The sequence below is a fragment of the Alteromonas sp. KUL17 genome, assembly GCF_006538305.1.
GTDB classification, from domain to species: domain Bacteria; phylum Pseudomonadota; class Gammaproteobacteria; order Enterobacterales; family Alteromonadaceae; genus Alteromonas; species Alteromonas macleodii.
This window is the reverse complement of the sequence record NZ_BJKJ01000004.1, coordinates 26,443-50,579: the sequence shown is the minus strand read 5'-3', so window position 1 is coordinate 50,579 and position 24,137 is coordinate 26,443. Positions and strand designations below refer to the sequence as shown.

Sequence of the window (24,137 nt, the reverse complement as noted above, 5' to 3'; positions counted from 1 at the left end):
TTACCCCAGTTTGTACGCTTGTTTAGCAAAATCATAAGTGAGTTTTCTGGCAATGCTGGCCGCTTCTGTTTCACTGATGCGGTGCTCCACAACTAGCTGTGCAAGGAAGCGACAATCAATACGTCTGGCAACATCGTGACGTGCAGGAATAGACAAGAACGCGCGCGTATCGTCATTAAAACCAACAGTATTGAAGAAACCTGCGGTTTCTGTCACTTGATGTCTAAAGCGCAACATGCCTTCAGGGCTATCGTGGAACCACCAAGAAGGACCAAGTTTCAGGCAAGGGTAGTGGCCTGCAAGTGGTGCTAATTCACGGCTGTACGTGGTTTCATCTAATGTAAATAGAATAATGTCGAGGTTAGGCTCGTTACCGTATTTACCGAGTAACGGGCGAAGCGCTTTAACAAAATCTGTTTGCATTGGAATGTCGTGGCCTTTATCGCGACCAAACTGTGTAAAGAGCTGACTGTTGTGGTTTCTAAACGAACCAGGGTGAATTTGCATCACCATGCCGTCTTCTACACTCATTCCCGCTAATTCGGTAAGCATTTGGGCTCTAAATAGCTCTTGCTCTTCAGCGTTACTGTTTCCGCTTCTTACTTTATCGAATAAAGCAATACACTCAGCTTCACTTAAATCAGCTGTGTTCGCCGTTGGGTGTCCGTGATCTGTTGCTGTCGCACCGTGCTCTCTAAAGACGGCACGTCGTGCACGAATTGCGTTCAGGTAGCCCTGCCAGGTTGCAGTGTCTTCACCGGTGAGTTCACCAAGTTTCTCAATGTTTGAAACAATATCTTCGCGTGAAGCATCGACTACATCATCAGGTCTAAAGGTGGTGATAACCCGCTTTGCCCACGGTGTATCTTTAATCGCTGCGTGATGGGGAAGGTCATCAAGCGCGCCTTCGGTGGTAGCAATCACTTCAATATTGAAGCGGTCCATCAGCGCACGGGGTTTAAAGTCATCCCCTTGAAGCTGCGCAGTGATGTGGTCGTAATAATGCGTTGCGTTGTCGCTACACAACATCTCTCGCAAACCAAATACATCGTGAAATACAGTGTCTAACCACAAACGCGATGGTGTGGCAGCAAATAGATGATAGTTATCTGCCAGAAGTTTCCAGATTTTACGTGGATCCTTTTCCGTTTCGCCGCCGTCCCAACGTGGCACACCAATATCGGTTAATTTAATACCTTGGCTATACAGCATTCTGAACACATAGTGATCAGGGGTGATAAACAACTCGGTTGCATTGGTGAAATTATTGTTTTGTGCAAACCAACGTGGGTCAGTATGGCCATGTGGACTTATGATAGGGAGATCTCGAATTTCCTTATACAGCGCCTTTGCAACACTTCGGGTTGCTTCATCGGCAGGAAAAAGTCTATCTTCATGTAATAATATCGATTCCATAACGCTCTCTTTTAGAGGGTGACGCCACGTTTCCAAATAGCAATCTCATGGCTGCCATTCTTCTCGTTGCAGGTTTGTTGACCAGATGCCACTGCCAAACAATGTTGGAGTAGCGCTTCGGCACACTTATCGATAGAGACGCCTTCCAGAACTTGTCCAGCGTTAAAATCTATCCAATGTGGCTTCTTATTAGCGATATCTGAATTTGACGATATCTTGACTGTGGGTACAGGAAAACCAAGGGGCGTGCCTCGGCCTGTGGTGAATAAAACGATATGTGCCCCCGATGCTGCCAACGCCGTTGAACTAACGGCATCGTTACCAGGTGCTTGTAATAAACTTAAGCCTTTGTCTTGCTTTGGCTCGCCATACTGCAAGATAGACTGAATAATAGAGGTTCCACCTTTTTGAACCGCGCCGAGTGACTTTTCTTCTAGCGTGGTTAATCCGCCAGCTTTATTGCCTGGAGACGGGTTTTCGTAAATAGGTTGGTTGTGGGCGATAAAGTAGTTCTTAAACTCATCAATCAGCGAGTTAAACGCCTCAAATACGTCTTTGTTTTTAGCGCGATTCATTAAGAGCTGTTCGGCACCAAACATTTCTGGCGTTTCGGTTAAAATGACCGAGCCACCTAGATTACACATTAAATCGGTAACACGCCCTACTGTTGGGTTGGCAGTAATACCGCTAAAAGCGTCGCTACCACCACACTTCATGCCTAAGGTTAATTCGCTAGCGTCGATAGGCTCACGTTTGTCATTAGCCATTACTTTTAACAAGTCATAAACCGCATTGACGCCTTCTTCTAACTCATCTACCACTTCTTGTGCGTTGTAGAAGCGAACCCGATTTGCCGGTTTATCAACGTGAGGCAGTAAACTCTTAAGCTGATTGTTTTCGCAACCCAAGCCTACAATTAACACCGCACCAGCGTTCGGGTGAGATGCGAGAGAGGCTAAGATAGTGCGCGTGTCATCTAAATCATCGCCCAGCTGAGAACAGCCAAAAGGGTGGGTAAATGCGCGGAACCCGTCGCACTCGCTAGCGAAACGGCGATTACATTCGTTGGCAATACGGTCTGCTGTTCGATTTACGCAGCCTACGGTATTGATGATCCATACTTCATTGCGAATACCCACTTTTCCATTTTCTCTTCTGTAGCCCATGAACTGTAACCCAGAAGTAAGATGGTTTTGTTTTGAAGCGGTATTTGACGGCGCGTAAACGTATTGTTCAGTGCCTTTTAACTTGGTCTTTGCGTTATGGCTGTGAACATGTTCACCAGAATTAATTTGGCTTGTTGCAGCACCAATGCTGAAACCATATTTTACGATGTCGCAACCGTCTGACAGGGTAACTAAGGCAACTTTATGGCCAGCAGGAATGTCTTGGCTAACTGTAATGTCATATTCCGCGATGTAAGTGCCAGCCACGATAGGGCAGGTTGCAACCGCAACGTTATCGTTATTATGCACTTTAACTAGTTGTGTTTTAACGTCCATTACAAGTCCTGCTTTATCTTTACGGCTTATTTAACTGCTAAGCGTTGTTAAATAAGCACTGTGTATTTAAAAAGAGCGATAGATTAGAAAACGTTGCTTTTTACGCTCTGTTTACAAATTGTTTATTTTTAACATTCTTTTCTATTGTCGTGCCACCGGTGGCATAATAGGTCGAAAAAGAAGTGTTAGCAACACTTCATTGTAAAAAATCACACTTTTTTGATTGAATCGCGAATAATTAGGTGAGGTTTGACCAGATACGTTTCGGTTTCACTAACTTCACTGCCTTCGATATGCGCGATGATTTTACGCGCTGCGATAGCTGCCATATCACCAACGGGACGTTGAACAGTGGTAAGGGCAGGGATTACGCGGGCAGCAAGTAAGTTGTCATCGAATCCCGCGACGGATAGTTCGTCAGGTACGGTTATTCCCATTTCATGAGCCACTTTCAATACGCCTGCTGCCATTTCATCGTTGTTTGCAAAAATAGCTTTAACTCGAGGTGACTGAATAAGCAATTGACGCGCGCATTCTATACCGCTTTCGAAGCTGTTTTTACCCTCAATTACCCTGTTTTTAGGTACATCGACACCCAGGCCGTTAAGCGTTTCAACAAAGCCTTCCAAACGCTCTTTTGAGGAATAATACTGTTGCGGACCGCTGATGATACCAATGTCTTTATGACCTAGTGAAACCATATAGCGCGCTAAATCACTTAAAGCAGCTCTGTCGTCACTCACTACGATATTTTGATGGTCATCTAAATCTACTGACGCCATTCGCACATAGTTAATGCTCTTTTGTTGCAGCGCGTCGGCTAATAACTTCGATTCGGATACCGGTGGCAATATGATGACACCGTCTATGTTTGAACGACGTACAAAGTTAATACAGTCTTCTACAAAACCTTCGGCATTATAACTACAAGGGTGTACAACTAACTCATAACCCTTTTGAGAACATATGCTTAACACGCCTCTTTGCACTTGGTCGATATACAAGGCATCGGGGTTGTCGTAAATTAGGCCTATCAAGTATGAGCGGCTAGTACTTAAACCACGCGCTTGCTTGTCAGGGGCAAACCCCGTTTCTTGAATGACCGCTTCAATGCGCTCACGTGTTGCTTTTCCCACATTGGTCGCACCGTTAATGACGCGTGACACGGTACGCTTTGAAACACCTGCTAGGGCTGCAACATCATTGATAGTCGGGCGCTTGTTCATAATTCTCTGTTTTTCCGCGCTATTATGTCGTTACTTCCAATATTACCACACAAATACGGGCAATATGTTTTTGTTACTCAAAAGTGAAAGTTCGTGTGATCAAACTACGCCTGACCACACCTTTCAGTTTTAATGATTCTACCTTACTAAAATCCTAGTGCACGTGGTAGCGCTTCGCTGAACCATGCGACATACGTAACTAGCATAAGAACGACAAACATAGCCACATATAAAGGTATTAGCGGTCGAATGATGTTCTCAAGTTTGGTTTTGGCAATGGCACAGGTAATGAAAAGTACGGCGCCGACGGGCGGTGAGCATAATCCAATAGACAGGTTGAGTACGAGCATGATGCCGAATTGCAGTTCGCTCATTCCAAGTTCTAAGGCCACCGGCAAAAATATGGGCGTAAAAATAAGGACGGCAGGTGTCATATCCAAGAATGCACCAACTACGATAAGCAATAGGTTGATTAAGAGAAGAATAAGTAATGGGTTATCGCTTATCGACAACAGTGCGTTACTTAAGGTTTGCGGAATGTTCTCAAAAGACAATAGCCAAGACATCGCCGTTGAGGCCGCGATAAGCAGCATTACAATTGCCGTCGTTTCTGCCGCCTTCAAGAAAATATCAGGTAGGGCTTTCACATCCACTTCTTTATAAAACACCACAGCTAACAGCAATGAGTAAACCACCGCAATGGCACCTGCTTCAGTAGCGGTAAAAACGCCGCCCACAATGCCGCCAATCACTAAGAATATGAGGAATAGGGAAGGGAGTGCTGCGATAGTTTTTTCGACAACTACTTTAATAGGAAGTCGCGGCGATAGGGGGTATCCCTTCATTTTTGCGTAGATAAAGCACACCAGCATGAGCGCTAGACCCACCATAATGCCTGGAATATAGCCAGCCATAAAAAGGGCGGCGATGGATACGCCACCGCTAGCGATTGCGTATACAATTAAGATATTACTTGGTGGAATTAACATTCCCGTAGTTGATGCAGCGGCAGTGACCGCTGCGCTAAAATTCGGCTCGTAGCCAGCTTTCTTCATTTCGGGCAACATGAAGCTGCCAATAGCAGACGTAGTCGCTACTGCAGACCCTGAAATTGCACCAAACAGCATGCAGGAAACAACATTTACTAAGGCTAAACCACCGGGAAGGGCACCAATAAGCGCCATTGCACATTCAATTAATCGCTTGGCTATCCCGCCGCGTCCCATGATAAGGCCAGATAAAACAAAAAATGGGATTGCCAAGAGCGCAAAGCTATTCAGACCACCTGCCATACGCTGGGCAATAGTAATGGTAGCCGGAGCAATGTCCATGCTCATTACCATAGCAAGCAGCGTGGCTACACCAATGCTGATTGAAATGGGAACATTTAAAAGAAGGAGTACGAAAAAGGCGACGACTAAGATAATACCGGTCAGTTCCATTACGCTGACTCCTTATTGTTGTTTCGCCAAAGTGCAGTAATGTTAACCAGTGCATAGGCAATGATAAGGCCTCCAGATAAGGGAAGCACGCTATAGATAAAGCCCATTTTCACACCTAGCGCTGCTGAGATTTGCTCTAGCTCTAATGTAAGAGACGCTAGTTCAGCGCCGCCGTAAACCATCACCAAAACACAGAAGATAATGACAATGACTTCAACGCAGGTAAGTAGAAGGCGTTTCACTTTACGAGACTGACGCTCAACAATTAAGTTGAACCCCAAATGCGCGTTTTGGCGATAGGCGTAGGCCGCACCTAAGATGCCAATCCAAATAAGTATGAACCTAGACAACTCTTCGGTGACCGAAGCGGGGTCTTTAAGTACGTAACGTGAGACCACTTGCCAAATTACGGTAAGTAAAATACTTACCATGGCAATAATAAGGGTGCCGGCTAAGGCTTTATCGATGAGGCGTATTATTGTCATTGTTACATCGCTTTTATTTGCGTAATTAAGTCGCCAATTGGCGTGTCTTCAAAGCTCTTATGAAAAGGCTTTACCGCTTCAACGAAAGGCGCTTTATCAGGCGTAATAACTGTGACGCCTTCGGCTTTTACCTTTTCTAAAGAGGCTTGCGTAGATGTTTTCCAAAGTTCGCGTTGGTATTCAACAGAGTCTTCCATTGCTTTGGTTAGCCACGTTTGCTGCTGTTCATTCAAACTTTCCCATACCGGCAGCGATGCCAGCATGACGTCTGGAACACTGGTATGCTCGTCAAGGCTGTAGTAACGGGCAATTTCATAGTGACGTGAAAGGTAGTAGCTGGGCGGGTTATTCTCTGCGCCGTCTACAACGCCTTGCTGAAGCGCAGTGTACAGTTCTCCCCAAGCAACGGGGGTTGCAGCTCCTCCCAGTGCGCGAACTGTTGCTACTGCAGTAGGGCTGTTCAACACGCGAATTTTGAGCCCGTTCAGATCGCTTGGTGTTTCTATTGGTTTATCGTTGGTGTAAAAACTACGGCTTCCCGCATCGTAATAGCCGAGACCTTTAAGTCGGAAGTCTTCAACACCAGATAGCAACTCATCGCCTAAATCGCTGTTTAATACACGCCAGAAGTGTTCGTTATCGCGGAAGATGTAGGGAATGCTAAAAATCTTCATTTCGGGAGCAAACCCTTCCAGAGGACTTGCCGACACCTTAGTCATGGCGAGTGAGCCAATCTGCAGCAGTTCTACCATCTCCCTCTCGGTTCCCAGCTGGCTGCTCGGGTAAATAACCACACTCATTGTACCGTCAGAATAGTAATCTAGGCGCTCGCCAAGATATTCCATTGCTTTATGTACTGAGTGTTGAGTGTCCAACGTATGCCCCAAGCGCAATACGGTGACTTCGCCTTTCAGTTCATTTTGCGAACACGCCGAGGCTAGCAACAGGGCCGTGGCTGACAGTGTGAGTTTTATATACCGCAACATAATCATTACACCTATTTAGAGCAGGGCTGCTTAACGCAACTGTGAAGGCGGAAACTTATCCATATCATCGTAATCCAGGTTTTCACCTGCCATTCCCCAGATAAATGCATAGCTTCCAGTACCTACACCACAATGAATGGACCAAGGTGGCGATACCACGGCTTCTTCATTCGCTACAAAAATATGGCGAGTTTCGTGAGGTTCGCCCATGAAGTGACATACGCGGCTTTCGCTATCCATATCAAAGTAAAAGTACACTTCATTGCGTCGGTCATGTTGATGAGCTGGCATGGTATTCCAGACAGAGCCTGTATGCAGACGCGTTAGGCCCATTTGAAGCTGACAAGTATCGACAACAGTATTGATAAGTAACTGTTTGATATCACGCTTGTTGGAGGTTTCCTGACTGCCTAAGTGAAGGATGTTTGCATCTGTGCTGCCTATTTTTTTGCAGGGATAGGCGTGGTGAGCCGGCGCCGAGTTTAAGTAATATTTGGCAGGATTGGACGCGTTGTCCGACTCAAAAATGACTTCTTCATTGCCTTGTCCGATGTACAAGGCCTCTTCATTATCTAGGTGATAAGTGGTGCCTGAAACAGTAATGGTTCCAGGCCCGCCGATATTAATTACACCGACTTCGCGACGGGCGGTAAAGAACGGCATCTTTAACTGATCTTCAATGGTTTCTAGCGTTAGCGCTGACGTTGTCGGTACGGCACTTCCAAGCATAAAGCGTTCGTAGTGGGTGTATATCCATACGACTTCACCTTGTGTCATTAGGGTGTCGACTAAAAACGCGTCACGCAATTCTTGCGTGTTGTAAGCATTGGCCTCTTTACGACCGATAGCATATCGGGTGTCTATTTTCTTGCTCATGTCTTTTCTATCGCTCATGGCTGTATCCCCCATTCGTTAATTAACGTGCTAGAAAGCCGCCGTCGACAGCAAGGATATGGCCGTTTACGTAATTGCTTGCTGCGCTCGCAAGAAATACTGCCGCACCTGCTAAATCATCACTTTCCCCCCAGCGATTAGCTGGAATGCGGGCACAAATTTCAGCACTGCGCGTTTCATCATCTTGCAGTGCTTGGGTGTTATCGGTTTTGATGTAACCTGGCGCAATTGCGTTCACCTGCACATTATATTGGCCCCATTCGTTTGCTAGCGCTTTCGTAAGACCCGCGATGGCGTGTTTACTCGCTGTGTAGGCAGGAACGGTGATGCCACCTGTATAACTTAACATTGATGCAATATTGATGATTTTGCCTTGTCCCCGTTCTACCATCGTCTTGCCAATAGTTTGGCTAAGTAGGAAAGCTGAATCGATGTTGACAGCAAGCACGTTTTTCCACTCGTCAAAAGGAAAGTCGGTTGCTGGTGCTCTGAAAATAGTGCCGCCGTTATTCAGCAAGATGTCGATGTGTCCTTTAATGCTTAACGCATCTTCAGCAAGTTTAACTACCGCGTCGGCATTAGCGAGGTCGGCATCTAATGCCATGGCTTGACCTCCTTCACTTTGAATTTTACGTAGTGTCTCGTCACATCCACCTGGTCGAGAACTGGCGCAGATGACGAAGGCGCCAGAAGTGGCGAGTGCTAAAGCAAGCGCTTGGCCTATACCTCGACTTGCTCCGGTCACTAATGCGGTTTTACCTTCTAGGCTAAAGTTGACCATGTAATTCACCTTTCACTAAATGGTTCATGGGTATGACGAATTTTATCGACATACTAAATTGAAAAATCTCGTTAACAAAATTTAAAATAATTGCCACCGGTGGCATTTGTCAATATATTGTTTATAAATATCGTTAATTAGTTAAATGCGTTAACAACCGATGGAGAGCATAAAAGTGATGAAATTTAGTAAGATAGGTCTAATTTTGGTGCCATTATTGGCAAGTTGCTCACAAGGGGATATAAATTCGGCTTTGTCTGTTAAGGTCAAAAATTCGGCAGACGGAGGTAGCGGCGATCAAATTTTCGAAGTATCTCTGCCCCCGCAATATTCGGGGTGGAAGTTAAAGCAATATCCGTCAGAATGGATAGAGAATAGCGAAGGGCAAGCGGTGTTACTAGGTGCAGCATCCATTGCGCCAGGAAGTAGTGCGTCATTGGAACTTATGCCACCTGAGCAAGCTACGAATGTTAACCTCCAAGACCGGGCGCACGCTGAACTTTCCGTAAGAACAGGAGGAGAGTGGCAAGACGCAGTATATAGCGCTGAGGGTTTTTCTTTTGAAGAAGTTACCTCATTCACATCGCCTCCGCAATTGACCGATCATTCTTACTTTTTGCGTTACGAAGGACCAGGCTGGGAGTCTGATCAAATGGGCTATCGCCTTTATCTTGATTGGCGTAACGCTATTGATGTCTTTGTTAAAGCGAACGACAGTGTAGTATTACCTGAGGTGGGGCAAGACGGCTACGATAGCTATCATAATTTATCTTCGTGGGGCGGAGACGCGCTTAAAGTTGGTAAATCGTTGGGCGTGGGTGCGCTAGGTCGATTAACAGAACAAGAAACCCAAGATTCCTCAACGCAGACAGTCATGCATTTTCAGCATGTAGAGAATACGCAATACCAATTGGTATCGAATTCTCAGTTGCGGGCTGAGTTCGAGGTTGGCTACGAAGGGTGGTCATCGTCTGATGCGAAAGCGGACAGCATCGACGTTACCACGCACTATCGAATTGATGCGTTTGACCCCACCACCCACATCAGCGTTTCTGTATCAGAGCCATCGGATAATATTGTCGCAGGTCTAGTGGCGCATGATGGAATGCAGGTGATTAAAGCCGAGCGTGGTGAGTGGGGCGTTGTAGCGACTTGGGGAACGCAAAGTATCTTGGCAGATAATGACAACTTAGGATTGGCCGTTGTTTATCGGTTAGATCAGGTCGAAAAGGTATTCGAGGGTGAACATGACCACCTTGTATTGTTCAAACCTTTAACCACTTTAGACTATAAAATTCTCGCGGTTTGGCCTAAGCGCAGCAGTGATGTACAAACTGCAAAGCAGTTTGAAGATTATCTGGTTAATAAATTAAAGATGTATATTCATCCTCTTACCGTCTTAAACTAAGTATTACTTAGCGACCGGGCTAGCGGGCCGTAGCGAAACGCGTAGCCCGTTAGCTTATATTATGTCTTTCTCTAATTGCCTTCTCCAACTACCCTCTTTTTCCATTTTTAGCCCATCCAACTTTCAAGCAGTTATGTCCTGTTGTGTTCACGGGCACAAAGCTCTGACCAGTATTTATTGTGAAACAAATAATTCATAAACTGACTGAGTGGTTCAGGTTTTCTTGATTGAGTATTCAATAATCCCAATGATTACAGCGCCTTCGTAAATCTTCGCATTTGTTTTATTCGTTTTTTCAGACCCTTGTGTCAATAAAGCTTCATTTTGGTGTCAATTCACTGTCACCGGAATGTCACAAATGTCCTCCAGACTTTCGCCCGCTAAGACCGTTTACTGAGGTGAGTCTTCTGCTTACCTCCACTCAACATCGAAAACAAGTATAAGCAAGGAACTATAATGAAAAGCGAAACTCTTCGTGGAATTAAGTATTCAGCGATAGCACTGGCTGTAACACTAGGGATGACTGCCTGTTCACTGGAAGGTGACGATGGCGAAGACGGTGTACAAGGCCCTGTAGGTGAGCAAGGCCCGGTAGGAGATCAAGGCCCGGTGGGCGATCAAGGTCCTCAAGGTGATAGTGCAGGTACGCTAACACGTATCGCTACGGTTCCACTTGGTGCAGAAGTGACCGGTATATTCTTAACAGACGAAGGCGATTTATTTTTAACGTTCAGCACCCGTCTGGCACTAATGCGGCGACAACCAGTGTAAATGCAATGCCTATCAACACCGGTACAGTGGGCGTGCTTGCAGGTGCTAACTTCAACAATCTGCCAGTAACATTACCAAATTCACCTGTACCAAGCTCAGATGAAGAAAAAGAGCTGGTGGTTTCTGCCATTGGTCAATATCAAGTACTCGGACAAACGGGCGACACTTTCGGTACTGATTTACCAGAAGGCTTAGGTCACATCTACACGTTGGATGGCGAAGAGTTGGTTCTTGAAAATGACATGCCTGACTTTAACGGCTTCATCTCAACCGCCGAAGGCGAAGGTTACCTTTTCTCGAACTGGGAAGAGCTTCCTGGCGGTATGAGCCGCATGAAAGTTGAAAAAGACGAGTTTGGTATGTGGGAAGTAACTGAAGCCATGATGCTGGATTTCTCGCCAGTATGGGGAACGGCGGCAAACTGCTTTGGTTCAATGTCACCTTGGGGTACGCCGCTTACTTCAGAAGAGTGGGTGGTTGATTCGGCGGTGGATACGACAACATCACCAAGCTGGAATAACCCAGAGGCCGTTTCTACAGATGCGCGCTTAGGTCGTATGTGGCAAATGACAGCACCTGATGCACCAAACCCTTACAACTACGGCTACATTGCAGAAGTAACAGAGCCATTGGCTGATGAGCCGGTGATTGTTAAGCACTTCACGATGGGCCGTTATGAGCATGAAAATTCAACGGTCATGCCTGATGGCAAAACGGTTTACCTTTCTCAAGATGATACGGGTGGCGTACTGTTTAAGTTTGTCGCAGACACAGCTGAAGACTTATCGGCAGGTACACTTTACGGCGCTAAGCTCACTCAGGACGCAGGTCAGAATGATCCTGCGACAACTGGTTTTGCGGTTGAATGGGTGGAATTAGCTAGCGGTGATAACCTGACTATTCGCGCGTGGATTGATGAATACAATGGTATTGGTACCGACGATTACGTGGATGGACAAAGTTCTTACATTACTATGGCCGACGTTCAAGCATGGGCTGATGGCGATGCGACTTATCCAACGGTAGAGGAAGGTGGCTCTAGCGTAACAGCAGGACAGCCAATGGATAACCGCGTAGCGTTCTTAGAGAGTCGTGCAGCGGCTCGTCTTAAAGGGGCTACCGCAGAGTGGAGAAAACTGGAAGGTATTTCAATCAACCAGAAACGCGCAAAGGAAGCGGTTGAAGGTGTAGATACTATCGAAGGTGAAGTGGTAGAGAATGCATACCTTTACATCGGCATCGCTGATATCGACAACACAATGATTGACGGTGAAGGCGATATGCAGCTTTCAGCTCGCGTTAAAGACTGTGGTGGTGTTTATCGTGCCAAGCTTGAAGAAGACTATAACATCTCTCGTATTGAACCTGTGGTGATGGGCGGTACGTACCGTTCAAGCCTAACTGGCGCCGAGCGTTGTGACGTTGAACAGCTTTCTCAACCAGATAACGTAGTGGTGATGAACGACGGCCGTATTCTTATCGGTGAAGACGGTTTCCAAGAAAACAATACGCTTTGGATGTATGAGCCAGCAGATAAGTAAGTTTTCTTTTTAATTTAAAAATACTCCGGGCACTTATGTGCCCGGATTTTTCCGTTGTGACGATTATGAAAATGTTAAAAATAACTTCAGGTGTAGGCATTCTGCTTTCACTACTTATCAGTGCAGGATGCACTGATAACACGGGTACTGACGTGAACAATCAGTCAAACTATGAGCAAAACTCAACAAGCTTTACAGTTGACAAGCAACTGCCTCCTTCTACTCACGAAAAGACCGACAGCACCCACGCTTATCCTTATCAAGAAGGCGATGCTATTCCCGCTTTGGCATATATTGAACACGATGAAGTGTATAACCCTGAATCGGTTATTCCTCCCCAGTGTTACACCAAAACAGAAGGTGTTAACAACCCATGTTATGCATGCCACCAAAGTTACGACTCAATGGAAAAGCGTCCTAATCAAATGGGCGATGGCACGTTACAGGGCAACTACGAATTTTCTGACGTAGGGTTAACAAACAGCTGGAAAAACCTGTTTATTGACCGTACATCACTAATTGCGGGCATTGATGATGCCACGATTAAAAAATATATAGCGCAAGACAACTATACCGCTTCGCTTAACAATGACGCCATGCCAGACTACATGCGTATTGAAAATTTGAGCGCCGCTGACAAGGCATTCGATGGCGACGGTTTTGCTAAAGATGGCAGTGGATGGGTATCGTATAATTACAAGCCTTTCCCAAGTACTTTTTGGCCGACTAACGGGTCAACCGGCGATGCTATGATCAGGCTTCCTGAAAGTTTTCAAACGCTAAAAGGCAAGCATAATAAGGCTATCTATACATTGAACCTAAGCTTGGTTGAAATGGCACTTAAAGAGCTGGATACGTTAACTGTGGCGCCGGTCAACGAATTAGTGTTGAACCTTGACGTAAACCAAGACGGAAAACTTACCAATTCAGTGACTGAAATCGCTCGTTTGTCGCATTATGTTGGCGACGCAAGCGATGTTCCGCTAGCGCACATGCTTTACCCCGAAGGTACAGAATTCTTACATACCGTGCGCTACATTGGCGTGGATGAAAACGGGAATATTTATAACGCGCCGCGTATGAAGGAAGTGCGCTACATGAAAAAGCATATGTTCAGAAGCAGAGAAAGCTTAGCGTCTGCCTATTATGCGGAAGCAAAAGATAAGCATTTTGAAAAGCTGCCCCAAACCCGCTACCTAGGTGAAAAAGGGATAGACAACGGCTTTGGCTGGACAATTAATGGCTTCATTGAAAATGAGCAGGGCGAACTTCGTGCACAGCACGATCAAGAGCTTGCGTTTTGTAACGGCTGTCACAAAACCGTTGGGTCAACCTTCGATCAAACATTTTCATTTGCCCGAAAAGTACCTGGAGAAGCGGGGTGGGGCTATATAAACCTGCGTGAAATAGAAGATGTGCCGAATATCAACGAGGAAAAAGGCGAGTTTCTCACTTACATGGAGCGCGTAGGCGGTGGCGATGAGTTCCGTCAAAACGGAGAAATGCTGGCCAAATGGTTTGATGAAAAAGGCATGGTCAAGGTGGAAGAATTGCAGCGTGCCAAGTCAGTGTACGACATCATTGCTCCTTCACCAGAGCGCGCGTATGCGTTGAACAAAGCGTATTTGACCATAGTGAAAGAGCAAAGCTATTTGTTCGGTCGCGACGCAACGCTGACTAAGGCGACTAATGTGTTAAGCACTATTGATGCCGAACAGCCACCGCTTAAGCCTGAACATCGTTTCAAGTGGGATATGCGACTTAACTGGCAACAAGAAAAGCCAAGCGCCATTGCAGAAGCTCGGTAGCGCTTGTTTATTTAGAAGATAACGCTCGCGGCTAGATGTTAGCCGCGGGTAAAATTTCAAACTGAATCGGTTTGTAACGGAAGTTATTTGACTCGCCCGCTGAACACGCGGTTAACCCTACGATTAGATCCATCTTTGCTTCAAATATTGTGTAATCACCGGCATTAGACTTAGGAGGAAGAACAGATATTTTACCCTTGGCGTCTACCTCCACATTCATAAAGGTATTGAATGTGGTACAAACGTGATGCTCTGGGATGTCAAACTCTGAAAAAGCCGCGACTAAATTGCCGTGGCACCCAGGTACAGGCTCTTCATTGGGATAAAAATGCTTAAACGTGTCAACACTGCAAGGAGTCAAAAGAAAGTCATGGTCTTCTACAGTGTCTTCAATAATTTCGAGCATCACGTTACTTTGATTAGAGTATAGCAAGCTGCCTTTTTTGAATTGGATGCTTTCATTGTAATCTAAACTTCGTCCTGAAGAGACAAACTCATTTTTATCGTGTTCATTGAACGCATAGAGGTCGGCCACTTGTTCACCTTCTGGATCAATAACTTTAAGTCTTTCCCCTTTTTTCATAGTAAATGCAGTGCCGCTTCTTGGCTGTATAGTTTGTAACATTATGTGACTTGTCCCTTTTATTTAGGTTTAGTGCTTAATCCGCTTGAACGGGCATTCCCAGTTTTCGGAATGTTTTACACCACTATATTGATATACCTCTGAGCTATCACCATGGTTTGCTAGTAGCTCATTTTTACTTCCGCAGTACGCGGTATCTCGTTTACGAATGTGGTCTTTGAATGCTTCAAAACGCTTCTGCTTTCTCAACATGTCAAATTGCTCGTGTAAATTAAACACGATGGCAGGGTAGGGAAATCGACGGCTTTTTCTTGATGCATTTGGATGCAGTCCAACTACAAAGAAACCCTTTCCGCCTAAACTCAAGCTAAACTGAGCGTTATGAGGGTCACTTGATACTTTACTATCCCAAGGTTTTAAACAGGCGTCAATCTCGTGTAAACGCTGCAATTTTTCCCATAAAACCCGATCAAATTCAGTTTCGCTTATCGTATCTGGAAGCTCAAAAGTTGCGACCAAAGAGGAGTACATGTCCCGTTCAAGATCAAACGACTCTACAAATTGGTGAATTGACGCCAACATATCTGTCTCATTGAGAGGACAGCGAATATCGTCGTATTGATTCACATGAATTTGGCTTTTATTGAGGGCTGTTTTGGCTCCGACGCAGGGGAAATCGGCTTCCCCTACAAACGACAAAAAGCGCTCGGTTAGATTCGGTTTCAATAAAGACATTCCATATCTCCCTGAAAGCGTTTTATGCGGTCGTGCTTAAAAGGTCAGAGCCTTTCTCCGGCGAATGAAAAGACGTAAATTCAACATTGTTTTGGGCGTTGGTTACCGTTAATTGCTCAACCGGCGCGTCCGCCTTGTCTTCCTCTACCTGCTGGGGGAGGTGCTTGATCTTAATGCCGTTTTGCTTGAAGTCAGCATTAATAAAACCTTGGTCTGCATACGCGTTCAATACATTGACGCATGGGTAAAATCCCCACTTCGAGTGAAAACGCTGCGCATTATGAACAAAGTCTAAAAGGTGATTTATCGGGCATTGATAATTAGGCCGGTATGGTGCAAATGTTCGCGTGGGCAATTGCTCTAACGAAAACCCTAATGCCCTACAGTTAGTGAAGAAATCTTCGTCGTTTAGTCCGAAACCCGCGTAGCCTTCATCGAAGCCGCCGGTTTTCTGAAAGTCTGCCTTACGAATAAAAAACACTGTAGAACAAATACTATCGTCACTAAACTTTCCATGATTAATTTCCTGATCTCTTGAAGGTATTTCGTTATTGTCGTCTTCGGGTAACGTGTCGTCATTACTTGCTAAATAACCGATTTCTTTTTCATCTTTTGAAATTTGTCGGTAGGGCTTACAACAGCGCTCGTTGGGTAAAAACACCACTGATGTGAACACTACGGTGTTGTCACGAAGCGCAAGCAAGCCATCTCTAAAAAGCGATGGGGCAATAACTGCGTCTACGTTTAGGTAAACTAAATTCGCGTGCTTGGCGGCTGACATACCCTTGTTGCGCGCTTTCGCTATCGGAAGAGCATCTTGAGTCACAAACTTGTGAACAATGTCGAATTTGTCACTGCGTACGAGTGACAAATCAGAAGGAGGTGCCATCCAAACAATGACTAGCTCATCTGGCGTTGGAGAGCATTGCTCTAACTGAGTAATCAAATTGGCCAGTTTCTCAGTTCTGCTCTTAACAATAGTTACTGCACTTATTGGTGAACGCATACTCTTCCTCCCTTTCTCATTTGTTGAACCTGTAATAACGACGACATGAAACGTTGAACGTTATACTTTCGTAGAAGCAAAGAGTGTTCCTGTTTTGTAAATTATTGATTTTCGATAAAAAGTGTAATTTCAAGTTCTGTTTTTGAGTATTTGCAGCAATGGTTGAGCGCCAAGGCAAGCAAGAGGTGCAAAGTGAGAGAAAAATTTACAAACGAATGTATGGAGGCCAACAGCAGTTTTTTATGTTAATTTTTGGTGGTCTGTTCTAATTTGCAGATTAACATGACGCTTCTTTTCATAAGTCTTGTTTTACTGTGCATCTAGCGCGTAATTGCTTTGCCGTTCCCACATATTTTGATATGCTTGGTTAGTAGGTTAAACATTACAATTCAATAGTTTAAATATTCCTACAAATATTGCTTAACACGTTTTCTTTCGAGTAGAACTAATCTCATATTATTGGTTTTTACTCACTCAGAGTGTAGGTAAATCTTCAGCCTTACTTGTAACGTATTAATTTCTGAATTTCGTATTTTTTCTGGTGGACAAAGGCTGTGGAATCACAATCGTCTGTATTTATTCGACACTATGACAAACAATCATTAAAGGTGGTTGATGTTATATCTGGTATCTCACCAAATGCTATGCGCAGAGTATTTGGCGGCTGGATATTTTTCGCAGCTGTTGTCGGCGTTATTGTAAGTGTAGCACCAGATTTGAGCGCTCAATTTATCGGTTTAACACTTTTCGTTCTTGTTGCCTTTACACTCGTAATGTTTGGACAGAGCAGAATAGCGGAAGGCTGGCCAGCTATAATTTGTGACAACAACTACATCGGCGTGGTGAGAGACCCTGTTAAGAGAGAGTATATTTGTGTGAACTCTGCTCTGGTCAAAGAAGCTAACCCCACATTAATAAAACCCAACAAAAAAGCGGTTGAGATTGTGTTAGATAGCGAACAACTATCGGCAGAAGATCAAGAGGTGCTAAACCAAGCGGTTTGGCCTCGGGATAACAAGCTAATAGGACTAGCCCATTTTAAAAAGCGTGAAGAGGCGTGTGATAGCCTCATGTGGTGTGTCAAACATCGTAGCTCTCATTAGATTTACAGTCTTGAGTATTACTCCTTGTCCGTGATTAGCGCTAGTTCGGTATAAAGCGGGTAGTGGTCTGAGCCTATGCTTTCAAGTTTCTCTATATTGACCAATGCAAAATGTTCCGAGTGAAATACGTGGTCTAACGGCCATTTCACTAAAGGATATTTCGCGTGAAATGTATTGAAAAAACCGCGCCCCTCTCGTGGGTCTAAAAGTCCGCTTATTTTCTTGAACTTTCTGGTAGTAGGTGACCAAGCTACATCGTTAAGATCGCCAGCGACGACAATAGGGCCCTCTGTTTCAGCTATTTCTTCCCCCACAACAGTAAGTTCTACGTCTCTGGGCTTTGCATACGTGTTTTCTGTTGGGCTTGGTGGTTTTGGATGAAGAAAATATAGCGTGACATCTTGTCCGTGGTGATTGATTTTCACTTTCATGGACGGCACATCTTCTTCTATTAAAAATCGCAATGAGACCTCTTCAAAGGGAAGCTTACTATAAAGGTGCATACCGTAGAGGTTTTCGAGTGGGCAAAATTTACGATACGGGTATTCAGATTCAATTTCACTGATGCCTTTCTGCCACTTCTCATTAGATTCCAACGTTACGAGAAAATCAGGTTGCTTATTACGTACATGTTCAATGAGCTTGCGAAAATCGTCATTAGGCATATACACATTGCTTGATAAAACACTTAGCTTTTGGCTCGCACTCTCAACCTCGACGTGCCTAACTTCTCTTTTATACAGAGGGGTATAAGGAATGATCCAGATAACCTGATAAATAAGGCTAACTGTTAATCCAGCGACAATAATTACTGCTAGGCTATCTATCTGTGCGTAATAGGTTGATTCAAAAATATGCCCAGCAATTAACAAAGAAATGATAGCTGCTATTTGTAGTCGCGGAAATTCCCACACTCTTACTAACCAATGAGAAGAAGGAAGCAAAGGGGCCCAGCTTACGGCTATAAATAAGACTGAAACAGCAGTAAGTGCAGTATCCATGTCTAGTTGGTCCTTGAGTTTAATTAACGAAAAACACTCCACCTGTTGCTTCTGTCTGCAAAACTAAATTGATGACTATAGCTAGGGCCTGTTGACCTTTGGTGTACGAATTTTGGTCTAAATGGAAGCCTTTTAATCGCGAAACAGTCCTGCAAGCCTAGCGGGCTAAGTTAAAGGACTGTGACAAAGAGTAAAAGGCTTCCATAACGACCCCTTCGGGCAGCGCCTTTGTGCCATCTATACTGCGTTGAATGTTCTCGATTTAGAACCACTAAACCGTCAAACATTCGCCTTGTCTAGATGGCACACAGACCGCTGCAAAAATGTACAAAAAAGGTCAACAGGCCCGAGTGAAGCGATACAAATCGTTATAACTACGGCAGCTTTGTGAAATAAGTTTAACCTAAGTATCACTGTAACTTAGCGGCGGCCAACGACAAAAAGTTATCCCCTAGTACAATTGATAGGTGCTTTTCTTAAGTGAAGTTGACGAGTTTTGGGCATTAACAAAATTAAGTAAAAAGTTCTCAAACAAAGGCAAAGTTTGCAAAACAAAACTTACTTAACTAGCCCTGGATATTAATATTTATCATATAAAACAATGCCTTATTTTGTTGGCAAGGAATTGGCATGACTATCTACGAGTTTCGACAAAGGAGAAATGTTATGAAACGTTCACTTATTTCTATGATTGTTGCTACAACTTTGACTGCAGCTGCATATGCAGGTGACATGGACACAGACAGCACAACTAATAAATGGGAGAAAGGTGCCAAAGACGCATGGATTGATGGCAAAGCAGAAGCAACGCTGTTGTTCAATGGTAACCTTGATTCATTCGACATTAACACTGACGTTAAAAACGGTAATGTCGTTCTTACTGGTAAGGTTGAGAACTCTGTTGATAAAAAGCTAGCGGAAGAGCTAGTAGCGAATATTGACGGTGTAACGTCTGTAGACAACAAGCTAACGGTTGTCTCTGACAAAGATATGGAAGGCGACATGTCAGATGACATGGAAGATACTGTTGACGAAGGCACAAGCGAGTTAACTGACGCCAAAATCGCCACAGTAATCAAAACTCGTCTTCTTATGGATACCGATATTTCAGGTTTCGACATCGATGTTGACGTAGAAAACGGTGTAGTAACACTGACTGGCGACGTTGATTCTGATGCTGAGCGTGATCTAGCTGTGGAAATTGCCAAGAATGCATCTGACGTAAAAGATGTTGAAAGCAACCTTCGTGTAGTTACTGAAACTGCGATGAACTAATATCATTGTTGCTTTACACAAAAAAGGGGCCTCGGCCCCTTTTTTTCTGGTCACGTTTTACAGAGCTTTTCAAATCGCAACAAACAAAGGAAGCACAGCTGCTAATATTTGTCAGGAGGACTCATTCACCATTCTCCACCTTTTTTCCATTTAGTATCATCTTACGTGCTCTAGCATCCGAGTGGCGTATCATATCGTTAATAAGCGACGTCTCAGGCATATTCTTCCAGTATTTTTTTGGCATTGAACTTAACAATGCCTTTGTTTTTACGCGGGCAGGATTAAATATATTTGCATAATACGTAAGCCAGTATTTTTCAATTCTGTCATCATTTGGAATGATACTAGGATCAGGATTATCTTCCAAAACAAGTGTTTTAGTATTCCAATGCGCAGCTCGATAAGGGGTAAGTATTGACCAACACATATTTTTAAAACGCGTCTGAAAAAAATCGAGCTTCATTTCCAAGCTGAAGTGTTCTGGTTCATACCACGCAATAAAATGCTCTTGTCCGTCAAGTACGACTTCTCGAAATCTCAAAAAAGCACTTATCTTATATGCATCGCGTTTTACTGCTTTAGCCAGCACGTTGAGACGCAACACATCTTCATCAGTTTTTAAGTGAATAAGGTTTCTGTTTTCGAAAACTACTCGCCATAAAACGCGGTAACATAAAGCGAAACGATCGGTGGCTTGGTGGCATAACGCATACTTCAACAGCGTTAAAACTGATCTGGGAATTCTGTAATTCGTTTGGCTTTCACCAATAGCGTTGGCCGAATCGGTCACGGCAAACCAGTCGTCTTGGTTAGATTGCGAAGTTTGCCATGTAACGTTCTCGGGAGGTATGTGTTGGGCTAGACATTCTCTCGATGCTTTTCGCCATTCGTCGTATCCGGGCACTGATGAAATTGTTACTTTTTTCATTGCGGTACCAATTAGATTAGGCGCTGAACAATTCAAACTGTTTTGGTTGTTTAAATTGCTGTTCAAAGTTACTGCTATCGAGCAAATGTATAGCGGGGGAATAATCACTAACAGTAATGAACGGTTTTAATTTTTGTAAGGGTAAACGCATTTTTGTGAGATCGAACCAGCTAAGCTTTGTGTAACGTCGAATAGCCAAAATTTTTTGTACTGTGCGTGCTCCCAGTCCAGGAACTCGCAATAAAAGTAGCTTGTCAGCTTTATTTAAATCGATGGGAAATATGTGGCGATTGCGTAGCGCCCACGCAAGCTTGGGGTCGTGCTCCATATCTAGCATGTCGTTGTGTACGATTTCATCTAAACCAAATCCATAAAAGCGCAGGAGCCAATCGGCCTGATAAAGTCGGTGTTCACGGATAAGTGGCGCCGGTTTAAGAGGCAAGACTTCAGACGCATCTGGGATGGGCGAAAATGCAGAATAGTAAACGCGCCGCAATTTTTGTTGACCATACAGTTTGACACTCGTGCCAAGGATAACTTTATCATTTGAGTCATCGGCTCCTATGATCATCTGAGTGGACTGTCCGCCAGGAGCAAAGCGAGGTGGGCGTTTGCCCGAGTAGGTTTTATCTACTTTGTGTTCATTTATTTTGTCTTTCAATGTATTCATTGAACCGTGAATTTCACCAAGGTCTTTTTCCGGGGCGTATTTGTTCAACGAATTTTGCGTCGGCATTTCGATGTTTATACTTAGCCTATCGGCATATAAGCCAGCTTCAGCCTGTAGTTCAGGAGATGCATTCGGAATGGTCTTAAGATGAATGTATCCTTTAAATCCGTGATCAATGCGAAGAGACTTCGCGATGCGTACCATGCTCTCCATAGTCAGGTCAGGAGAGCCGACAATACCGGAACTTAAAAATAATCCCTCAATGTAGTTACGCTTATAAAAATTAAGCGTTAAATCAACTGTTTCTTTAACGGTAAAACGCGCTCGTTGAACGTTGCTAGACACCCTATTGATGCAGTAATGGCAATCGTATATGCAATAGTTGGTCATTAGGATCTTAAGTAATGATACGCATCGACCATCAGGGGTAAAGCTGTGACATATCCCTGACCCTCCTGTGAGCGAACCTATTCCTGTTTTGTCAGTTTTACCTGCTTTTCGTTTACCGGCGGAGCCACTTGCGCAAGAAGCGTCATACTTAGCGGCATCTGAAAGAATTTCGAGTTTTTGAATAAGTTTGTCATGCATCGCAAATGGTCACTTTCTCTAGGCAAATGTACGTGGTAGACGGTCTGAAAAAAAACAAGATTCCATACCAGTACTTTGCTTGTTGTGGTATATCTCAATACTGTATAAGTGTACAGCATTAAGGAGAGTGAGTTTATTAAATTTGAAAGGAAAATTTTATCTTACTGTGTGTAGAAAGTACCTTATACAACTTTAGTATAAGTTTTGGGTTGGTCTAAGCTTCTGAAAAATAAAGATTAACTATATGGTGCGGAAGGTGCATATGGTTAAGTAGATATGAGTGAATCACTTGATGTATTAAATAGACGAAAGTTTGTATTGTCAGGCAGAAAACATCTGCTGCAACGTGAAAGCTAGAAACTTAAATAGTCGAATGACTCAATACATTGGTGATAAATAGTTTTAATTAAGTGGATTGTAGCGAGCTTATCGATACAAGTGCAAAATCGTTCAAGGAGTGGGGCATGAACTTTTTAAAGTGGGTTTATTCAGGCTTAGTGGTATCAGCAATCATTGTTATAGTCGGTGTAATTGGGCAAGGAAAGCTATCCGTAAGCCAAGCATCAGCTGATGACGAACAGCGCCCCGTTCATATGGATATTCAAAAAGTACAGCGCAACTTCTCATTGGTAGAATTTGATTTGTCGAAAAAGGCACATCTATTGAGAAAAACGCGTCTAGAGCACTACATTGCACAGGCTAAGCAAGCCGATTTAAGAGGTTGGAAATTTAAGCGTGATGAGTTTGTTGAGCGCGCCGAAAATATTCTAAATCACCATCTTACTCAATACGCGAATGATGTTAGTCAAGATGCGGAAACTTATACCGTTCAAGCAATCTAATACAAAGGCTAAACATGAAAACGCGCCCAACATTCTTACAATGTAGGGCGCGTTTTTCGTTTGAGTGTTTTCCAAATTTATTCCGACAGCGCAGAAATATAAGCTCTTACCACTTTTTCAACAAAGGCCTGACAATCTTTGGCCGTGGTTGGGTCATATTCACCATGGTTGGTAATGTTGTTCGACAATACGCGAATACCTAAAAAGGGAACGTGGTAGGCATGTGCAATCTGCGCTGCAGAAGCGGTTTCCATTTCTTCCACACTCGTTCCCATATTCTTATGGAGCCATGCTATTCGATCTAACTCGTTATTCCAAAAGTTACCGCTGCCAATCGTTCCTTTAACGACGTTCCCGCGTTTGTACTGCTTGGATAGCGATAGAGCTAGGTTGATGAGCTGTTTGTCTCCTAAATAAAAACGCAACTTTTCTGCGTCCTTAGCGCTACTCCCTTCTCCCGCGCTTCCTTCTGACGCCATAAGATCCATCGGCAGCCAATTAAACGGTTGAGAACCTTCTCCTTGAGCCAGCTTGGGCGTTTTAAAATTGGATGCATTAATACTGCGTTCGCCAAGAACAATATCACCAACTTTTAAGGAAGGATCGTGGCCACCTGATGTTCCCTGATTGATGATAAGGCGAGGGTGGTATCTCTCTATGCCAATAGCGGTGGCGGCCGCAGTATTTTCTAAACCCTTACCGGTTTTAGCTACCACAATGGGGTACCCGTTTAGTGTCCCTTTATAGAATACTGCATTACCTGAATACTCTGTTGTAGTGTTATCCAAAAGCGCAGCAAAGTATTCAGCTTCAATGGGCATGGGGCCTTGAATCATTATTGGCTGTAATGGCGCGTTCTGTGAAGCTACTTCTACACGCTTCATGGTGTGTACGTGCTGTGTATTTGCCCATACGCTATGAGTGAAAAGTGCCAAGAGCGTTATAATTGCTGAAAAACGTGTGTAGCGATTGAAAATGAGCTGCATTTCTATCCTTATTTTTGTCGTTGTTGTCCCGAGTAGTGTTAACGAATTCTCGTTGTTTTGTTGGATATGTTTTTTGTAATTTTGATACTGACTTAGATGAGTGTTCTTATTATAAGCGTCAGCTTACCACTGCTTTAGTAAATTACAGGCAAAAAAAAGC

Annotated in this window: 20 protein-coding genes and 1 pseudogene; 6 read left to right on the top strand and 15 right to left on the bottom strand. The window is 44.1% G+C overall.

Annotated features, from left to right (window positions below):
• The 8 genes from uxaC to kduD all read right to left on the bottom strand — a co-directional run bounded on the left by uxaC (nucleotide 1) and on the right by kduD (nucleotide 8,732).
• The gene (gene uxaC, locus KUL49_RS05025; protein ID WP_131136504.1) at nucleotides 1–1,416 is read right to left on the bottom strand and encodes a glucuronate isomerase; all 1,416 of its coding nucleotides are present in this window, start codon (nucleotides 1,414–1,416) and stop codon (nucleotides 1–3) included.
• A gap of 11 nt (nucleotides 1,417–1,427) precedes the next feature.
• Nucleotides 1,428–2,918: a UxaA family hydrolase gene (locus KUL49_RS05020; protein WP_131136503.1), complete on the bottom strand. Its 1,491-nt coding sequence runs from the start codon at nucleotides 2,916–2,918 to the stop codon at nucleotides 1,428–1,430.
• 209 nt (nucleotides 2,919–3,127) lie between these two features.
• Nucleotides 3,128–4,144, bottom strand: a complete 1,017-nt coding sequence (locus KUL49_RS05015; protein ID WP_014949874.1) for a LacI family DNA-binding transcriptional regulator — start codon at nucleotides 4,142–4,144, stop codon at nucleotides 3,128–3,130.
• A 146-nt stretch (nucleotides 4,145–4,290) separates the two neighbouring features.
• Nucleotides 4,291–5,586: a TRAP transporter large permease gene (locus tag KUL49_RS05010; protein ID WP_075177448.1), complete on the bottom strand. Its 1,296-nt coding sequence runs from the start codon at nucleotides 5,584–5,586 to the stop codon at nucleotides 4,291–4,293.
• Entirely contained in the window at nucleotides 5,586–6,071 is a 486-nt protein-coding gene (locus KUL49_RS05005; protein ID WP_131136502.1) for a TRAP transporter small permease, read from the bottom strand. Before KUL49_RS05005 ends, KUL49_RS05010 begins: the two co-directional genes overlap by 1 nt.
• Nucleotides 6,072–6,073: 2 nt before the next feature.
• On the bottom strand, nucleotides 6,074–7,057 hold the full coding sequence (locus KUL49_RS05000) for a TRAP transporter substrate-binding protein (protein ID WP_131136501.1): 984 nt from the start codon (nucleotides 7,055–7,057) through the stop codon (nucleotides 6,074–6,076).
• Between the two features lie 30 nt (nucleotides 7,058–7,087).
• Nucleotides 7,088–7,933 (bottom strand): 5-dehydro-4-deoxy-D-glucuronate isomerase, encoded by an 846-nt coding sequence (kduI, locus tag KUL49_RS04995; protein ID WP_039225580.1) that lies wholly within the window; start codon nucleotides 7,931–7,933, stop codon nucleotides 7,088–7,090.
• Nucleotides 7,934–7,973: 40 nt separating this feature from the next.
• Nucleotides 7,974–8,732, bottom strand: coding sequence for a 2-dehydro-3-deoxy-D-gluconate 5-dehydrogenase KduD (gene kduD / locus KUL49_RS04990; RefSeq protein WP_131136500.1), 759 nt, complete (start codon nucleotides 8,730–8,732; stop codon nucleotides 7,974–7,976).
• A gap of 178 nt (nucleotides 8,733–8,910) precedes the next feature.
• On the opposite strand from kduD, the gene KUL49_RS04985 reads away from it, so the two are divergent.
• The 3 genes and pseudogenes from KUL49_RS04985 (at nucleotide 8,911) to KUL49_RS04975 (ending at nucleotide 14,260) form a co-directional block, all read left to right on the top strand.
• Complete coding sequence (locus tag KUL49_RS04985; protein ID WP_131136678.1) at nucleotides 8,911–10,140, top strand: DUF4861 family protein; 1,230 nt, start codon at nucleotides 8,911–8,913, stop codon at nucleotides 10,138–10,140.
• A gap of 456 nt (nucleotides 10,141–10,596) precedes the next feature.
• Nucleotides 10,597–12,452, top strand: a pseudogene (locus KUL49_RS04980) (alkaline phosphatase PhoX).
• Between the two features lie 65 nt (nucleotides 12,453–12,517).
• On the top strand, nucleotides 12,518–14,260 hold the full coding sequence (locus KUL49_RS04975) for a hypothetical protein (protein WP_131136499.1): 1,743 nt from the start codon (nucleotides 12,518–12,520) through the stop codon (nucleotides 14,258–14,260).
• Nucleotides 14,261–14,291: 31 nt separating this feature from the next.
• Here KUL49_RS04975 and KUL49_RS04970 read toward each other — a convergent pair whose 3' ends face one another.
• From KUL49_RS04970 to KUL49_RS04960, 3 genes are read right to left on the bottom strand one after another with little or no spacing between them, the layout of a single operon-like run.
• A complete protein-coding gene (locus KUL49_RS04970) occupies nucleotides 14,292–14,885 on the bottom strand; it encodes a DUF1989 domain-containing protein (RefSeq protein WP_131136498.1) in 594 nt (197 codons plus the stop codon).
• A 27-nt stretch (nucleotides 14,886–14,912) separates the two neighbouring features.
• The gene (gntA, locus tag KUL49_RS04965; protein ID WP_014949864.1) at nucleotides 14,913–15,578 is read right to left on the bottom strand and encodes a guanitoxin biosynthesis heme-dependent pre-guanitoxin N-hydroxylase GntA; all 666 of its coding nucleotides are present in this window, start codon (nucleotides 15,576–15,578) and stop codon (nucleotides 14,913–14,915) included.
• 22 nt (nucleotides 15,579–15,600) lie between these two features.
• The gene (locus KUL49_RS04960) at nucleotides 15,601–16,584 is read right to left on the bottom strand and encodes a glycosyltransferase family 2 protein (protein WP_131136497.1); all 984 of its coding nucleotides are present in this window, start codon (nucleotides 16,582–16,584) and stop codon (nucleotides 15,601–15,603) included.
• A gap of 554 nt (nucleotides 16,585–17,138) precedes the next feature.
• Here KUL49_RS04960 and KUL49_RS04955 point away from each other — a divergent pair.
• Nucleotides 17,139–17,687, top strand: a complete 549-nt coding sequence (locus tag KUL49_RS04955; protein WP_131136496.1) for a hypothetical protein — start codon at nucleotides 17,139–17,141, stop codon at nucleotides 17,685–17,687.
• Between the two features lie 17 nt (nucleotides 17,688–17,704).
• Here the strand turns inward: KUL49_RS04955 and KUL49_RS04950 are convergent, their stop codons facing one another.
• Nucleotides 17,705–18,688 (bottom strand): endonuclease/exonuclease/phosphatase family protein, encoded by a 984-nt coding sequence (locus tag KUL49_RS04950; RefSeq protein WP_014979601.1) that lies wholly within the window; start codon nucleotides 18,686–18,688, stop codon nucleotides 17,705–17,707.
• Between the two features lie 666 nt (nucleotides 18,689–19,354).
• On the opposite strand from KUL49_RS04950, the gene KUL49_RS04945 reads away from it, so the two are divergent.
• Nucleotides 19,355–19,963 (top strand): BON domain-containing protein, encoded by a 609-nt coding sequence (locus KUL49_RS04945; RefSeq protein ID WP_131136495.1) that lies wholly within the window; start codon nucleotides 19,355–19,357, stop codon nucleotides 19,961–19,963.
• A 121-nt stretch (nucleotides 19,964–20,084) separates the two neighbouring features.
• On the opposite strand, the gene KUL49_RS04940 is transcribed toward KUL49_RS04945, so the two are convergent.
• Nucleotides 20,085–20,891: a TIGR03915 family putative DNA repair protein gene (locus KUL49_RS04940; RefSeq protein WP_131136494.1), complete on the bottom strand. Its 807-nt coding sequence runs from the start codon at nucleotides 20,889–20,891 to the stop codon at nucleotides 20,085–20,087.
• 16 nt (nucleotides 20,892–20,907) lie between these two features.
• Nucleotides 20,908–22,149, bottom strand: a complete 1,242-nt coding sequence (locus tag KUL49_RS04935; RefSeq protein WP_014976821.1) for a putative DNA modification/repair radical SAM protein — start codon at nucleotides 22,147–22,149, stop codon at nucleotides 20,908–20,910.
• A 464-nt stretch (nucleotides 22,150–22,613) separates the two neighbouring features.
• Here KUL49_RS04935 and KUL49_RS04930 point away from each other — a divergent pair, with 464 nt between their 5' ends.
• Nucleotides 22,614–22,991, top strand: a complete 378-nt coding sequence (locus KUL49_RS04930) for a hypothetical protein (RefSeq protein ID WP_131136493.1) — start codon at nucleotides 22,614–22,616, stop codon at nucleotides 22,989–22,991.
• A 77-nt stretch (nucleotides 22,992–23,068) separates the two neighbouring features.
• Here KUL49_RS04930 and KUL49_RS04925 read toward each other — a convergent pair whose 3' ends face one another.
• The gene (locus KUL49_RS04925; protein ID WP_052234892.1) at nucleotides 23,069–23,977 is read right to left on the bottom strand and encodes a 5'-methylthioadenosine/S-adenosylhomocysteine nucleosidase; all 909 of its coding nucleotides are present in this window, start codon (nucleotides 23,975–23,977) and stop codon (nucleotides 23,069–23,071) included.
• Between the last annotated feature and the right edge of the window lie 160 nt (nucleotides 23,978–24,137).